General features: G+C 70.7%; 12 protein-coding genes. 6 read left to right on the top strand and 6 right to left on the bottom strand.

Features of this window, described 5'->3' with window-relative positions:
* Positions 1-251 precede the first annotated feature (251 nt).
* Both AMIS_RS25705 and AMIS_RS25700 read right to left on the bottom strand, forming a co-directional pair.
* Entirely contained in the window at positions 252-587 is a 336-nt protein-coding gene (locus AMIS_RS25705) for a hypothetical protein (protein ID WP_014445337.1), read from the bottom strand.
* A 63-nt stretch (positions 588-650) separates the two neighbouring features.
* On the bottom strand, positions 651-1,577 hold the full coding sequence (locus AMIS_RS25700; protein WP_014445336.1) for a pirin family protein: 927 nt from the start codon (positions 1,575-1,577) through the stop codon (positions 651-653).
* A 147-nt stretch (positions 1,578-1,724) separates the two neighbouring features.
* On the opposite strand from AMIS_RS25700, the gene AMIS_RS25695 reads away from it, so the two are divergent.
* Entirely contained in the window at positions 1,725-2,762 is a 1,038-nt protein-coding gene (locus AMIS_RS25695; protein WP_014445335.1) for a M12 family metallopeptidase, read from the top strand.
* Here AMIS_RS25695 and AMIS_RS25690 read toward each other — a convergent pair.
* Together AMIS_RS25690 and AMIS_RS25685 are read right to left on the bottom strand one after the other, a co-directional pair.
* Positions 2,749-3,153: a pyridoxamine 5'-phosphate oxidase family protein gene (locus tag AMIS_RS25690; protein ID WP_014445334.1), complete on the bottom strand. Its 405-nt coding sequence runs from the start codon at positions 3,151-3,153 to the stop codon at positions 2,749-2,751. The two genes, AMIS_RS25695 and AMIS_RS25690, sit on opposite strands and share 14 nt — an antisense overlap.
* A gap of 11 nt (positions 3,154-3,164) precedes the next feature.
* Positions 3,165-4,583 carry a DUF2252 domain-containing protein gene (locus AMIS_RS25685; protein ID WP_014445333.1) on the bottom strand — a complete coding sequence of 473 codons (1,419 nt, stop codon included), beginning with the start codon at positions 4,581-4,583 and terminating at the stop codon, positions 3,165-3,167.
* Positions 4,584-4,727: 144 nt separating this feature from the next.
* Between AMIS_RS25685 and AMIS_RS25680 the strand changes: the two genes are divergently transcribed.
* From AMIS_RS25680 to mmsB, 5 genes are all read left to right on the top strand, one after another.
* The gene (locus AMIS_RS25680) at positions 4,728-5,723 is read left to right on the top strand and encodes a LacI family DNA-binding transcriptional regulator (protein ID WP_014445332.1); all 996 of its coding nucleotides are present in this window, start codon (positions 4,728-4,730) and stop codon (positions 5,721-5,723) included.
* A gap of 125 nt (positions 5,724-5,848) precedes the next feature.
* A complete protein-coding gene (araA, locus tag AMIS_RS25675; RefSeq protein WP_014445331.1) occupies positions 5,849-7,333 on the top strand; it encodes an L-arabinose isomerase in 1,485 nt (494 codons plus the stop codon).
* 27 nt (positions 7,334-7,360) lie between these two features.
* Positions 7,361-8,488, top strand: coding sequence for a multiple monosaccharide ABC transporter substrate-binding protein (chvE, locus tag AMIS_RS25670; protein WP_041830061.1), 1,128 nt, complete (start codon positions 7,361-7,363; stop codon positions 8,486-8,488).
* Between the two features lie 83 nt (positions 8,489-8,571).
* Positions 8,572-10,107: a multiple monosaccharide ABC transporter ATP-binding protein gene (gene mmsA, locus AMIS_RS25665; protein WP_014445329.1), complete on the top strand. Its 1,536-nt coding sequence runs from the start codon at positions 8,572-8,574 to the stop codon at positions 10,105-10,107.
* Positions 10,104-11,354, top strand: coding sequence for a multiple monosaccharide ABC transporter permease (gene mmsB, locus AMIS_RS25660; RefSeq protein ID WP_014445328.1), 1,251 nt, complete (start codon positions 10,104-10,106; stop codon positions 11,352-11,354). Before mmsA ends, mmsB begins: the two co-directional genes overlap by 4 nt.
* A gap of 489 nt (positions 11,355-11,843) precedes the next feature.
* Here mmsB and AMIS_RS25655 read toward each other — a convergent pair whose 3' ends face one another.
* Entirely contained in the window at positions 11,844-13,070 is a 1,227-nt protein-coding gene (locus AMIS_RS25655) for a DUF1501 domain-containing protein (protein ID WP_041830060.1), read from the bottom strand.
* 2 nt (positions 13,071-13,072) lie between these two features.
* Complete coding sequence (locus AMIS_RS25650; protein WP_014445326.1) at positions 13,073-14,578, bottom strand: DUF1800 domain-containing protein; 1,506 nt, start codon at positions 14,576-14,578, stop codon at positions 13,073-13,075.
* Between the last annotated feature and the right edge of the window lie 59 nt (positions 14,579-14,637).

Here is a 14,637-nt window from a genome sequence, read left to right as displayed (position 1 = left end):
CAAGGGGGGTCCGCCTGGCACGGTTGGTGAGGCGCCTGATGACGGGCGCCGCGAGTGAGCAGGACTCCCCGGCCGGCGGCCGCCGCCCCCCCAGTTCAGCGGCCGTCACGCGCCCGAGACAACCCGTGGGGAACGACGCCCCCCGATGTTTCCTCATGGGTGTGCGGCAAAGGCGCTATGCCGGGACGAGAGACGGCGGCGGGACACCGGTCCCGCCGCCGTTTCCCTGTGCGCGAAACATTAACCGTGTCTCAGAGCCGGCCGTCCGGGGTGAACTGCCCGAACCGGCCGGGCAGCGCGAGCCCCGCCGCGGCCACTTCGGCGAGCAGCACGGACAGTTCGGCCGGGGTCAGCGCCGCGGCCCGGGACGGCGGCGGGTGGCGCACGCCGAGGGCGATGGCCGCCTCGATCGCGCGGGTTCCGATCGCGGCCTCGACCGCCCACAGCCGGTGCGCGCACAGGGCGGCGTGCGCCGACGCGGCGAGCTCTCCGTGCAGGCGGAGCAGCCGGCGCAGGTCAGCGGCGAGTCTCTCGATCGGAAGCCCGGCGGGTTGCGGCGTGGGCCTCCGGCGCCACCAGCGGATCATGGCACACCTCACGACCAGGTCTACCCCGACGATCCGCCGCGCCGCGCGAGGCGTCAAGCGGCGTCAGCGGGTCCGGCCGTGCCGATCGCGGGCCTTGAGCCGTACCGTCGGCAGTTCCGGCGCCGGCAGCGGCGCCGCCTCGCAGCCGCCCACCGTGCCGAACCGCTCCCCGGCCATCCACTGCTCGCGCGCCCGGACGATGTCCTCGTGCGAGCGGCCCACGAAGTTCCACCACATGACCAGCGGCTCCTCGAACGGCTCGCCGCCGAGCAGGAACACCCGGGCCGCCCCGCCGCCGTCGACGGTGACGCTGTCCCGCCCGTCACCGAGGTAGAGCAGCGACCCGGGGGTCAGCGGGGTGCCCTCCACGGCAGCGTCCCCGGACATCACCAGGATCCCGTGCTCGAACCCCGGCTCCAGCGGCAGCGTGGCCCGGCCGGCGCCGGCGAAGAGGATCTCCGCGCCGACCAGCGGGGAGTGCGCGGTCGCCGGCGACGACAGCTCCCCGAGACGTCCGATCACGACTGTCACGCCGGCGTCGCCCGCCCGGTACGACGGCAGGTCCGCGTGATGCTCGAACCCGGGCGGCCCGCCGCGCGCCGCGTCCGGCAGCGCCAGCCAGAGCTGGAGCCCGTGCATGCCGTCGGGGTGGTCCGGCGGCGTGTACTCCGAGTGCGCGATCCCGTGCCCGGAGGTCATCAGGTTGAGCTGCCCCGGCGCGATCAGCTGGTGGCTGCCGAGGCTGTCCCGGTGTTCGATGATTCCGTCCACCAGCCACGTCACGGTCTGCAGCCCGGTGTGCGGGTGCGGCGGCACCTGCATGCCGGGCCGCCCGCGCACGTCGTCCGGCCCGAAGTGGTCGACGAAGCACCAGGCGCCGACCATCCGCCGCTCCCGGTGCGGCAACAGGCGGCGCACGGTCGTGTACCGCCCGAGCGGCACGTCATGGCCGGGCAGCAGCACGTTGCTCGGCACGATCTCGGTGCTCATGCCTTCACCCTATTGCCGCGACCCGGCCCCGGCTGCCTCGCCGGAGAGCGCGCCCGGCGCGCAGGGGTGATCCGGCGGGGATTTCCGGCCGGGACCGGAGACGCCTTGCGACCGTGGCGGAAACGATCACTGACGAAGGAGGACGACATGCCGGATGTGATCCGGCGGCGGCCGTACTGCTCGCAGCCGCCGCGGCGCCTGCCCGTTCTGCCGCCCGACATGCCGATGGCCCGGCAGCACGCGATCGTGGTGGGGCGCGCCAAGTGGGTGAACGGCACGCCGCTGCGCTACGCCTTCCTGGCGGACACTCGCGACCACGCGCAGGAGGAGGTGGTCCGGGAGGCCTTCGACGAATGGAAGGACCTCGGCATCGGCCTGGACTTCTGGGAGGTGCAGGATCCGGGCGAGGCGCAGGTGCGGATCGGGTTCCGCCCGGGCCGGTCGTGGTCGTGCGTCGGGCGCGAGCTTCTCGCCGTGCCGGCGGACCGGCCGACCATGAACTTCGGGTGGGATCTGCGGACCGAGTACGGCCGGACCACCGCCCTGCACGAGATCGGCCACACCCTCGGCCTGCCGCACGAGCACCAGAACCCGGACGCCGGCCTGATCTGGGACGAGCCCGCCGTGCACCGTTTCCTGGCCGGCCCGCCGAACTTCTGGGAGCCGGCCGACGTGCGCCGCAACGTGCTGAGCCCGCTGGAGCCGGCCGAGGCCGAGGGCGGCCGCTGGGACCCGGACTCGATCATGGGGTTCGAGTTCCCGCCCGGCCTGGTGATCGCCCCGGAGGAGTACCGGGCGGGCATCGAGCCGCCCGGCACGATCTCCAAGGTGGACGCCGAGCGGATCCTGTTCTGGTACCCGCCCTGTCTCCAGGAGTGGCTGCCCCGGCTGGAGGAGTTCGAGTCCCGCCCGCTGTCCCTCGCCCCCGGCGAGCAGTACGACGCCGAGCTGCTGCCCGAGCAGAGCCGGACCTACCGGATCGGCATGTTCGGCGCCGCCGACGTGGTGCTGGTGCTCTTCGAGGACGTCGACGGCGAGTTGCGCCGGATCGGCGCGGATGACGACAGCGGCGAGGACCGCAACGCCGTGATCGAGGCCGAGCTGCGGGCCGGGTGCCGGTACGTGGTCCGGGCCCGGATGTACCACGCCTGGCAGAACGGCACCACGGCCGTCATGTACTGGTGAGCGACGCCGAGCCGAGGATCCGGGTGATCGACACCTCGATCACCACGCGGGCCGGGTTGGGGCGGGGCGTGCGGTACCGCTTCGCGTAACGCTGCTCCGCCTCGGTGACCTCCTCGGGCGACGACCGGATCACCGCGAGCCCTTCCACGGTGCTCCACCGCGGCCCGTCGACCTGGCAGATCGCGACCCGCTGCTGGTGGCGGATGTGCCGGACGTGCGCCGAGGTGCTGGACGAGATCACCCGGGCCAGCCCGGCCTCCGGGTCGAGGGTGGCGCCGACCGCGACCACGTGCGGTGATCCGTCGGCCCGCAGGGTGGTCAGGGTGCACAGGTGGCGCTCGGTCCAGAATCCGGCCAGGGCCGGGGAGTCGATGGGAATTCTGCCGCTCATGACCCCGTACCCTATTGATCTGCCGGAAGGTCGCCGCGCCGCACCGCCGCGACCAGCGCGGCATGGTCGCGTTCCACCTGGTCGGCGTAGGCCCGGGCGAACCGGCAGAGCGAGTCGTCCAGCTTGTCGCTGCCGCCGACGTAACCCGCGATGATGGACGCCCCGCTGGTCCGCGCGTGCGACTTGGCCAGCAGGTAACCGCAGATCCCGGCGTAGTCGGCGAGCGCGCCCGCGTTGAGGTCGTCGACCAGGATCGCGCCCTTCATGTCGCGGAACTGGCGCACGTAGAACTGCTGGTCGCCGACCGTGGTCCAGCCGAGCAGCGGATCGCTCACGGTCTGCAGCGCCTGCTGGTACTCGACGACCCGCTGACCCTGGTGCCGGTGCCAGGCCAGCGCGCCGTGCTGGTGTTTCGCGACGACCGAGCGGCGGGCCTGCTTGAGCTGCAGGAACACCACGTCGTCGGGGCTGCTGCCCTCGCAGAGCGCGACGTAGGCCCGCAGGCCCACCGACCCGACGCCGACCACCTTGTGGGCGATGTCGACGATCCGGTAGCCGCCGAGGATCCGGGCCCAGTGCGGCTTGAGGGTGTTCAGGTACCCGTCCAGGGCTTCGGCGAGCTGCTCGCGCTCCTGGTCGTCGATCCGGGTGATCAGCGGCGGCTCCTCGACCAGGCGGGCGGTGCCGTCGCGGCGCTCGGTGAAGCGGGGGAGCGCCCGGTCGCTGGTGCGGCGGCGGGCCCGGCGGGCGGCCCGCTCGATCTCGTCGCGGAAGCTGGCCCGGCTGGCCGCGGAGCGCATCGCCTCGACGTTGAGCTGGTCGAAGGAGCGGGCCAGCAGCGGCTGGTCGGCCAGGAAGGAGAGCTGTTCCCGGTACTCCTCGGCGCAGTGTCGCACCGCGTCGCCGCAGGCGCTCTCCCGGAACCCGTTGACCCGGCCGGCGACGTAGACGCTGACCACCAGCCGGCGCAGGTCCCACTCCCACGGCCCGGTGTGCGCCTCGTCGAAGTCGTTGAGGTCGAAGACCAGCTCGCGCTCCGGGGAGGCGTAGAAGCCGAAGTTGCCGAGGTGTGCGTCGCCGCAGATCACCGGGGTGATGCCGGTGTGCGGCAGGCCCGCGAAGTCGTCCGCCATCAGGCCGGCGGTGCCGCGCAGGAACGCGTACGGCGAGGCGATCATCCGGCCGATCCGGACCGGGATGAGGCGCGGCACCCGGCCGGCGTGGGACTCGGTCACCGTCGTGACCGGATCGGGCCGGTCGGCGGGCGGGCGCCAGTGCGCCATCTCCGAACGGGGGGAGCGGTCGCGCAGCGCGCGGCCCGCCTCGTAACGTTGCGCGCGAGGAGCTGCGGCGCGGCGCAGCGAGGTGAAGCCTTCGTCGTTTACGCTGCCGAGCACGACGGGGCCGCTGAGTGTTGGTGACGCGTCCATCGCGCTTGAGGGTACGTCCTCGTCAACGAGGGCTCGTTAAGACCGGGTGTTATCGATAACATTCCCGTTACGTGGCGGCTACCCACCAGCCTCCAACCGGACCGACGAGGTGCGCAAGTGGACAGAATATCCCGTAGCCCGGCGATGACCGACGTGGCCCGGCTGGCCGGCGTCTCCCACCAAACCGTATCTCGCGTCCTCAACGACCATCCGAACGTCAAGGAGCAGACCCGCAACCGGGTGCGCGCCGCGATCGCCGAGCTCAACTACCGGCCGAACCGGGCGGCCCGCGCGCTGGTCACCGGCCGGTCCCAGCTGATCGGCGTGGTCGCCCGCAACAGCACGCTCTACGGCCCGGCCTCGATGCTCACCGAGTTCGAGCAGGCGGCCGCGGACGCCGGCTTCGCGGTGAGCGTCGGCAGCGTCCGGGAGCTGGACCGGTCCACCATCTCCGCGGTGGTGGACCGGCACCTCGACCAGCGGGTGGCCGGCCTGGTCGTGATCGCGAACGTGGCGTCGGCGGCCGAGGCGCTCGCCGAGATCCCGTCCGACGTGCCGGTGGTCTTCATCGACGGCGACCCGGCCGGCGGCCGGCCGGTGGTCACGGTGGACCAGGTGGCCGGCGCCCGGGCGGCGACCCGGCACCTGCTGGACGCCGGGCACGAGACGGTCTGGCACGTCTCCGGGCCGACCGACTGGTTCGACTCGGCGGGCCGCATCCAGGGTTGGCGGCAGACCCTGGAGGAGGCGGGCGCCGAGGTCCCGCCGCTGCTCTCCGCGGACTGGTCGGCCGCCGAGGGGTACCGCGCCGGTCAGATGCTGGCCCGGATGCCCGAGGTGACGGCCATCTTCACCGCCAACGACCACCTGGCGCTGGGCATCCTGCGGGCGCTCTGGGAGCGGGGCCGGCGGGTGCCGCACGACGTGAGCCTCGTGGGTTTCGACGACGTGCCCGAGGCGGCGTTCTTCATCCCGCCGCTGACCACGGTCCGCCAGGCCTTCGGCGACGTGGCGCGGGCGGCGCTGAGCCTGCTGCTGGGTCAGATGCGTGACGAGCCGGGCACAGCCGATCACATCGTGGTGCCGCCGCAACTGGTGGTCCGGGAGAGCGTCGGAAGGCCTTTATCGTCGGCGGGTTAAACGGCCGTTACCTCGTTGTTGCCAAGGGGCGTTGACACAGGTTTTGTTAGCGATAACACTAGGGCCTGCTCCGCCGGGGTGTGGCCGTCGCCACCCTCCGGCCCCCCTTCGGAGGTACACCCCCAATGTCGAAACCGCAGATCTGGTTTCTCACCGGCAGCCAGCACCTCTATGGCCCGGAGACCCTCCAGCAGGTGGCCGACCAGTCCGCTGAGATCCAGCGGACCCTGGCCGCCGGCGGCCTGCCCGCCGAGATCGTCGGCAAGCCGGTCCTGACCGACTCGGCCGCGATCAAGCGCCTGATGCTGGAGGCGAACGCCGACCCGAACTGCATCGGCATCATCGCCTGGATGCACACGTTCTCGCCGGCCAAGATGTGGATCGGCGGCCTGGACGCGCTGCGCAAGCCGCTGCTGCACCTGCACACCCAGCACAACGTGTCGCTGCCCTGGTCGTCCATCGACATGGACTTCATGAACCTGAACCAGGCCGCCCACGGCGACCGGGAGTTCGGCTTCATCCAGGCCCGCCTCGGCGTGCCGCGCAAGGTGGTCGCCGGTCACGCCTCCGACCCGGCGATCGTGGCCCGGGTCGAGTCGTGGACCCGCGCCGCCATGGGCTGGCAGCACCTGCGCACGCTGCGGGTGGCGCGCTTCGGCGACAACATGCGCGACGTCGCGGTCACCGAGGGCGACAAGGTCGAGGCCGAGCTGAAGTTCGGCGTCTCGGTCAACACGTACGGTGTGAACGACCTCGTGGCCTATGTCGACGCGACCGACGAGGCCGAGATCGACAAGCTCGTCTCCGAGATCTCCGACATCTACGAGATCTCGAGCGAGCTGCGCGAGCGCAACGACTCCCTGCGCTACGCCGCCAAGATCGAAGCCGGGCTCCGCCGCTTCCTCACCGAGGGCGGCTTCGGCGCCTTCACCACCAACTTCGAGGACCTCGGCGGCCTGCGCCAGCTGCCCGGCCTGGCCGTGCAGCGGCTGATGGCCGACGGCTACGGGTTCGGCGGCGAGGGCGACTGGAAGACCTCGGTGCTCGTCGCCACCGTGAAGGCGATGGGTTCCGGAACCGGGCGTGGCACCTCGTTCATGGAGGACTACACCTACCACTTCGGGCCGGGCGAGCCTAAGATCCTCGGCGCGCACATGCTCGAGGTCTGCCCGTCCATCGCGTCCGCCAAGCCCCGCGCCGAGATCCACCCGCTCGGCATCGGCGGCCGTGAGGACCCGGTCCGGCTGGTCTTCGACGCCGCGTCCGGACCCGCCGTGGTCATGGGCATGGCCGACATGGGCGACCGGTTCCGCCTGGTCGCCAACGAGATCGAGGTGATTCAGCCGGACGAGCCGCTGCCGAACCTGCCCGTGGCCCGGGCGGTCTGGAAGCCGGCGCCGTCGCTCTCCACCTCGGCCGAGTGCTGGATCACGGCGGGCGGCCCGCACCACACGGTTCTGACCCAGGCGGTCGGCGCGGAGACCCTGCGCGACTTCGCCGAGATGGCGCAGACCGAGCTACTTCTGATCGATGACCGCACCACCCCGGCCGACTTCGCCGACCGGGTCCGCTGGAACCAGGCGTACTACCGCCTCAACCGGCCTCTGTAACACCGTTTCTCAAAGAGGAGATCCACAGTGAAATACCCCCGGCTCGCGGCGGTGCTGACCGCTGCCTCCCTGGTCGCCACGATGGCTGCCTGCGGCTCGGCTGAGAAGACCGTCGACAAGGAGGCCTCCGGTGGCGACACCGCGGGCGCTCTGATCGGCATCACCATGCCGACCCGTTCCTCGGAGCGGTGGATCGCCGACGGCGACAACCTGAAGAAGCAGCTGGAAGGCCTCGGCTACAAGGTCGACCTGCAGTACGCCGAGGACAGCATCCCCACGCAGACCCAGCAGCTGGACAACCAGATCACCAAGGGCGCCAAGCTGCTGATCGTCGCGTCGATCGACGGCACCGCGATCACCACCCAGCTGGAGAACGCGAAGGCCAACAACATCCCGGTCATCGCGTACGACCGGCTGATCCGCAACAGCCCGAACGTGGACTACTACGCCACCTTCGACAACTTCAAGGTCGGCGTCCAGCAGGCCACCTCGCTGCTGACCGGCCTCAAGGTCCTCAACGCCGACGGCAGCAAGGGCAGCGCGAAGGGCCCGTTCAACGTCGAGCTGTTCGCCGGCTCGCCGGACGACAACAACGCGACCTTCTTCTTCAACGGCGCGATGAGCATCCTGGACCCGTTCATCAAGGACGGCACCATCGTCGTCAAGAGCGGCCAGACCAAGTTCGAGACCGTCGCGACGCTGCGCTGGGACCCGGCCACCGCGCAGAAGCGCATGGAGAACGTCCTCACCTCCACCTACAAGGGTGGCGTCAAGGTCGATGGCGTGCTGTCCCCCTACGACGGCATCTCGATCGGTATCCTCTCCGCGCTGAAGTCGAACGGCTACGGCACCGGCGCCCAGGCGTACCCGATCGTCACCGGCCAGGACGCCGAGGTCGCGTCGGTCAAGTCGATCATCGCGGGTGAGCAGTACTCCACCATCTACAAGGACACCCGCCAGCTGGCGAAGGTGACCGGCGAGATGGCCGACGCGGTGCTCAAGGGCCAGACCCCGGCCACCAACAACAACAAGGACTACGACAACGGCAACAAGGTCGTCCCGGCCCAGCTGCTCGAGTCGGTCATCGTCGACAAGGCCAACTACAAGGCCCAGCTCGTCGACTCGGGTTACTACACCGAGGCTGACCTGAAGTAATCGGGCTCCGCGCCCCGCCCGACCCCAGCGGGCGGGGCGCGGCCTCCACGGCTGGACAGCAACAAAGGCCCAGAGGAGGGTCCATGACCGACACCATCCTGCGGATGAGCGGCATCACCAAGACGTTCCCGGGCGTCAAGGCGCTGCAGGACGTCAACCTGGAAGTCCGCCGAGGAGAGATCCACTCCATCTGCGGCGAGAACGGGGCCGGAAAGTCGACCCTGATGAAGGTGCTGTCGGGTGTCTACCCGCACGGGACCTATGAGGGTGACATCGAGTTCGACGGCGAGACCTGCGAATTCTCCGGCATCCGGGACAGTGAGCACCGCGGCATCGTCATCATCCATCAGGAGCTGGCGCTCGCGTCCAACCTGTCGATCGCCGAGAACATCTTCCTCGGCAACGAGCAGAGCAAGCGCGGCTGGATCGACTGGAACCGGACCAACCACGCGGCCGACGAGCTGCTGCGGCGGGTCGGCCTGGCGGAGAGCGCGGTGACACCGGTCATCGACCTGGGTGTCGGCAAGCAGCAGCTGGTGGAGATCGCCAAGGCGCTCTCCAAGAAGGTGAAGCTGCTGATCCTCGACGAGCCGACCGCGGCGCTCAACGACGAGGACTCCGAGCACCTGCTCGGTCTGCTGCGCGGCCTGCGTGACGAGGGCATCACCTGCGTGATCATCTCGCACAAGCTGAACGAGGTCATGAGCATCTCGGACCGGGTCACCATCCTGCGGGACGGCAAGACCATCTGGACCGAGGAGACCGCCGACCTCACCGAAGACAAGATCATTTCGGGCATGGTGGGCCGCGACCTCGAGCACCGCTACCCGGAGCACACGCCGAACATCGGCGAGGAGGCTCTGCGGATCGAGGACTGGACGGTCTACAGCCCGACCCAGCCCGACCGCGCGCTGGTCCGCGACGTCAACCTGAGCCTGCGCCGGGGCGAGATCGTCGGCCTGGCCGGGCTGATGGGCGCCGGCCGCACCGAGCTGGCGATGAGCGTGTTCGGCCGCTCCTACGGCGTCAACATCAGCGGCAAGCTGATCAAGGACGGCAAGGAGATCAAGGCGCGGAACGTCCGTGAGGCGATCGAGAACGGTCTGGCGTACGCCACCGAGGACCGCAAGCGCTACGGCCTCAACCTGATCGAGGACATCAAGCGCAACATCTCGGCCGCCGGCCTCACCAAGCTCGCCAAGGGCGGCTGGGTGGACGGCAACGAGGAGCACAAGGTCGCCGACGAGTTCCGCGCCAGCATGAACATCAAGGCGCCGACCGTCGAGTCGATCGTGGGCAAGCTGTCCGGCGGCAACCAGCAGAAGGTCGTGCTCTCGAAGTGGATCTTCACTGACCCGGACGTGCTGATCCTCGACGAGCCGACCCGCGGTATCGACGTCGGCGCGAAGTACGAGATCTACACGATCATCAACCGGCTTGCCGACGAGGGCAAAGCCGTCCTGGTCATCTCGTCCGAGCTGCCCGAGCTGCTCGGCATCTGTGACCGCATCTACACACTCTCGGCCGGCCGGATCACCGGCGAGGTGGCCCGGGCCGAGGCAACGCAGGAGGGTCTGATGACCCTCATGACGAAGGAAGAACAGGAGGTAGCGCCGTGACGGTCGCACCTACCAACGCCGACCTGACCGTCGGTAAGGGGCCGGCCGGTGCCGCTGGTGGCAAGGCGCCCTTCAAGCTCAACTTCGACCTGAAGCAGAGCGGCATCTACATCGCGTTCGCGCTGATCATCTTGCTGTTCACGGTGCTCACCGGCGGTGACCTGCTGGCGCCGCAGAACATCAGCAACATCATCGTTCAGAACTCGTACATCCTTGTTCTGGCGATCGGCATGATCCTGATCATCATCGCCGGGCACATCGACCTCTCGGTCGGCTCGGTGGTGGCCGCGTGTGGCGCGTTCTCCGCGGTCATGATGGTCAACTGGGATCTGCCCTGGCCGATCGCGGTCATCGGCACGCTCGCCTTCGGCGCCATCATCGGTGCCTGGCAGGGGTACTGGGTCGCCTACTTCGGCATCCCCGCGTTCATCGTGACCCTGGCCGGCATGCTGCTGTTCCGCGCGATCACGCTGATGATCCTGGGCAACAAGGGCATCGGCCCGTTCCCGGAGGAGGTCCGCACCCTCGCGAACGGCTTCACCGACGGCTTCCTCGGCAACATCGCGCTCGGCCCGCTGGGTGGCGCCGACCTGTTCAGCGTCCTGGTCGGCCTCGCCGTCGTCGCCGCGATGGCGTTCGTGCAGTACCGCGCCCGGGCTGCCCGGATCAAGTACAACCAGGTCGTCGACCCGCTGTGGCTGTTCATCACGAAGGTCGCGGTCCCGGCCGTCCTGATCATGTTCGTGATCATCCAGCTGGCCCGCTTCCGCAACCTGCCGTGGGTGCTCGTGCTGCTCGCGGTCCTGGTGGTCGGCTACACCGTGGTCACCAACCGGGCCGTCTTCGGCCGCCAGATCTACGCGGTCGGTGGCAACCTGCAGGCCGCCACGCTCTCCGGCGTCAAGGTCAAGTCGGTCGTCTTCTGGCTTTTCGTCAACATGGGCGTGCTCTCCGCGCTCGCCGGCATCATCTTCGCCGGCCGCCTCAACCAGGCGAACCCGACCGCCGGTAACAGCTTCGAGCTGGACGCCATCGCGGCCGCCTTCATCGGTGGCGCCGCCGTCCAGGGCGGCGTCGGCAAGGTCGTCGGCGCCATCACCGGCGGTCTGATCATGGGTGTCATCAACAACGGCATGAGCCTCCTCGGCCGCACCAGCGAGGAAGTCATGCTCGTCAAGGGCGCGGTGCTCCTCGCCGCGGTCGCCTTCGACGTCTGGTCCAAGCGGCGGACCTCGACCGCCCGCTGACCGGCATGCCGTCCTGACCGGGCCTTGGCGGGACGGCGCGTGAGGGCCGGCGCTTCTCCAGAAGCGCCGGCCCTTTCTCTTTTTCCGGGTACGCCCGACAGGTCCCCACAAGCACCGACCGGTCCCCGAGAAGCCGCGCGGCCGTGTGCCCGCTCCAGGCCGTCCGGCGTCTTTCGCTACCGCTGCATGGTCACCCTCAGACTCGCGTGTGGGTTTCGGGTGGAGCGTGCCGCTACGTCACACGCGGCGGCGGGCTCACGGGAGTGTGTGGAGCTCGGCCGAGATCGGCACGCGGTCGCGGGACCGCCGGCCGGAGGGGACGCGCCGGGGCCGGCGGCGGGAGGGGACGCGCCGGGGCCGGCGGCGGGAGGGGACGCGCCGGGGCCGGCGGCGGCGGGCGCCGGCGGAAGGGGCCGTCAGGTGGCGGCTGCTGCGGGACGGTCGCGGTGCGGCGGGGACGGCGATCCGCGTACCCGTGGAGGAAGGTTGTCAGCGGGCGGCGGCCAGGCCGAAGCGGGACGGTTTGACGCCGGGGAAGATCGTGGAGAGATCGCCCAGGCCGCAGCGTTTCTGGAGGATCTCGCCGATCACCGAGCGGTAGTCGGTGGTGGCGGCCAGATCGCCGTCGACCAGGGCGGACGCGGCGAGCGTGGGCCAGTGGGTGTAGACCCTGCCGCCGCGGATGCCGCCGCCGAGCAGGAGCATCGCGTTGCCGTGGCCGTGGTCCGCGCCGTGCGAGCCGTTCTCGGCCACCCGCCGCCCGAACTCGCTGATCGTCAGCACCGTGACCCGTTTCATCGCCTGCGGGCCGAGGTCGGCGGTGAACGCGGCGAGCGCCTTGGCGAAATCGGTCAGGTTGTCGAACATCCGCTCGCCCTTGACGGCCGGGCCGAGCGCCTCGTGCATGTCCCAGTCGCCGCAGTCGACGGTCGCCGTGACCAGTCCGGCGTTCGATGTGATCAGCCGGGCCACGTCGCGCAGGGCGCCGCCCAGGTCGGTGTCCGGGTAGCCGGAGCCGCCCTTGGCCGATCGCGGCTTGTCCATCGCCGCCAGCGCCCGGTCGGCGGCCTTCGCCGGGGCGGCGAGATGGGCCGGGGCGTCGGCGTACATCGCCCGCAGCGCGGCGGCGATCGGGCGTTTGCCGTCACCGGCCAGCGTGAGGTCGTCGACGGAGAGCATCGCGATGTCGCTGGTGGGACCCGCGAGCAGGCGCGACGGGCGGGAGCTGCCCATCGCGACGCCGGCCAGGGGAGCGGTGGCCCCGGTGCCGCCGAGCATCCGGTCCAGCCAGCCGCTGCGGACCGAGGTGCCGGGCGCGGCGTTCTCCATCGCCTCCATCGCGGCGAAGTGCGAGCGCGTCGGGTTGGGCTGGCCGACGGCGTGCACGGCGGCGAGGGAACCGGCCTTCCACTGCGGGAGCAGCGGGGCGAGGGCGGGGTGCAGGCCGAACGTGCCGTCCCCGGCGATGACCCGGCTCTTCGGCACGGCGATGCCGGGACGGGCCCGGTAATAGTCCGGGTCGCCGATCGGGATGATCGTGGAGAGCCCGTCGAATCCGCCGTGCATCGAGATCACGACGAGCGTGTCGCCGGAGTATTTTCCGTCCGCGAATGCGAAATCCACGGAAACAGTGGAAGCGGCGGCGACGCCGGCGGCCATCCCGCCCAGGATCGTCCGGCGGTTGATCAGATTCGAGTGCTCGGCGCAGGAGTTCATGATCACCTCAGCTGGAACGACGGCGCGTCGAGGACGAGCGCGATCAGGTACGGCGCGGCGCCGGCCAGCGACTTGTCCCGACTGTTCAGCGGAGTGTTCGGCAGTTTCGACGCGACACTGAGCACGGCGGCGGTGTGCGCGGCCGGGAGCCTGGTCCCGATCAGGCGGGTGGCCAGCGCGTCGACCAGCCCGCCGTACGTGGCCGGCAGCGCCGGGACCAGCGACTTCAGCAGGTCGGCCGGCCGGGCCAGCTGCTTCGGGTACCAGCCGGTCGCCAGGTTCAGGTGCAGGTTGCACCGCTGAACAAAACCGGACGGCGACGCCCAGGCCGCCGCGACGTCCGGAAAGCCGTTCGGCGCGCTCCAGCGGAACGGCGCGTTGCCGGCGTCGACCATCGCGTTGTGCAGCGCGTCCAGCGCCGCGGTGCCGCTGCTCTCCGGCTGCAGGCCGAGCACGCGGATCGTGGCGATCATGTCCTCGAACGGCGTGCGGGTCTTCTGCCCGGTGGCGGCGGCGAACTCGGCGGAGGTGAAGAGCGCGCGCAGCACCGGCACGATCGCGGTGTCGTTCTTCAGGTAGACGTCGGCCAGCCGGGTGACCAGCGACGCGGGCGCCTCGTCGGCGACGAACCGCACGCAGAGCTTCTCGGCGATCCGGGTCGCGGTGGCGCGGTGCCGGGCCAGGTGGTCGATGAAGGCGAGGGCGGCGGACTCGCCGTCGGCCTTGGCGTTGGCGTGCCGGAAACCGAGGATGCCGACGGCGCCGGTGGCGTGCTTCGAGGCGTCGTAGGCGTAGCCGCCGGAGGCGCCCACGGTCATGCCGGTAAGCAGCCGGGACGCCGCCTTCACGTCGGCCTCGGAGTACTCCAGGCCAACCGTGTGCAGCTCCATCAGCTCACGGGCGTAGTTCTCGTTCGGGTGCGCCTTCGTCGACGACCGCTGGTCCAGGTAAGTCAGCATGGCCGGGTGCCGGGCGCTGGCCTTGAGCATGTCCGCGAACCTGCCGAGCGCGTGCTTGCGGATCACCTGGACGTCGTAGTCGGCACGGGTGTCCCAGACGCCGCTGGACGGCGCCGCGATGTGCAGGTGGTTCGCCCAGAACATCACGACCGACTCGAACAGCTGCCGGTTGCTCCATGCGGCCCGGGCGATCGCGGCCCGGCTCAGCTGGCCGAACGCCTCGTAGGAGTGGGTCTTCACGGCGGCCCGGACGGCCGCCGGGGTGGCGCCGGCGAGCGGCAGGCGGCGCAGCAGCTTGTCGCAGACCGGGTCGGCGATCGAGGCCGGGTCGAGCTGCCGGTCCAGCCAGCCGCTGACGCCGAGCTCGCGGGCCAGCGCCAGGTCGGCCGGGGTCGCGCCGAAGGTGGCGCGGCGCAGCAGGTGGGCGATCGGGTCGGTGGCCAGCAGCGTCGTCGTGGCCGCCGCGGGCGCGGCGTGGGCCGGCGCCTCGACGAGGAGCGCGGCGGGCGCGGCGGCGGCAGCGGCGAGAAGGGTACGGCGGCTGGTCATGCCAGACGGTTCGGCCCGCACTTGAGGATTCCGCGCGGCCGCACCGAGGACTAACGGTT

Source organism: Actinoplanes missouriensis 431, assembly GCF_000284295.1.
Classification (GTDB): domain Bacteria; phylum Actinomycetota; class Actinomycetes; order Mycobacteriales; family Micromonosporaceae; genus Actinoplanes; species Actinoplanes missouriensis.
This window is presented reverse-complemented; position numbering and strand designations above follow the sequence as displayed.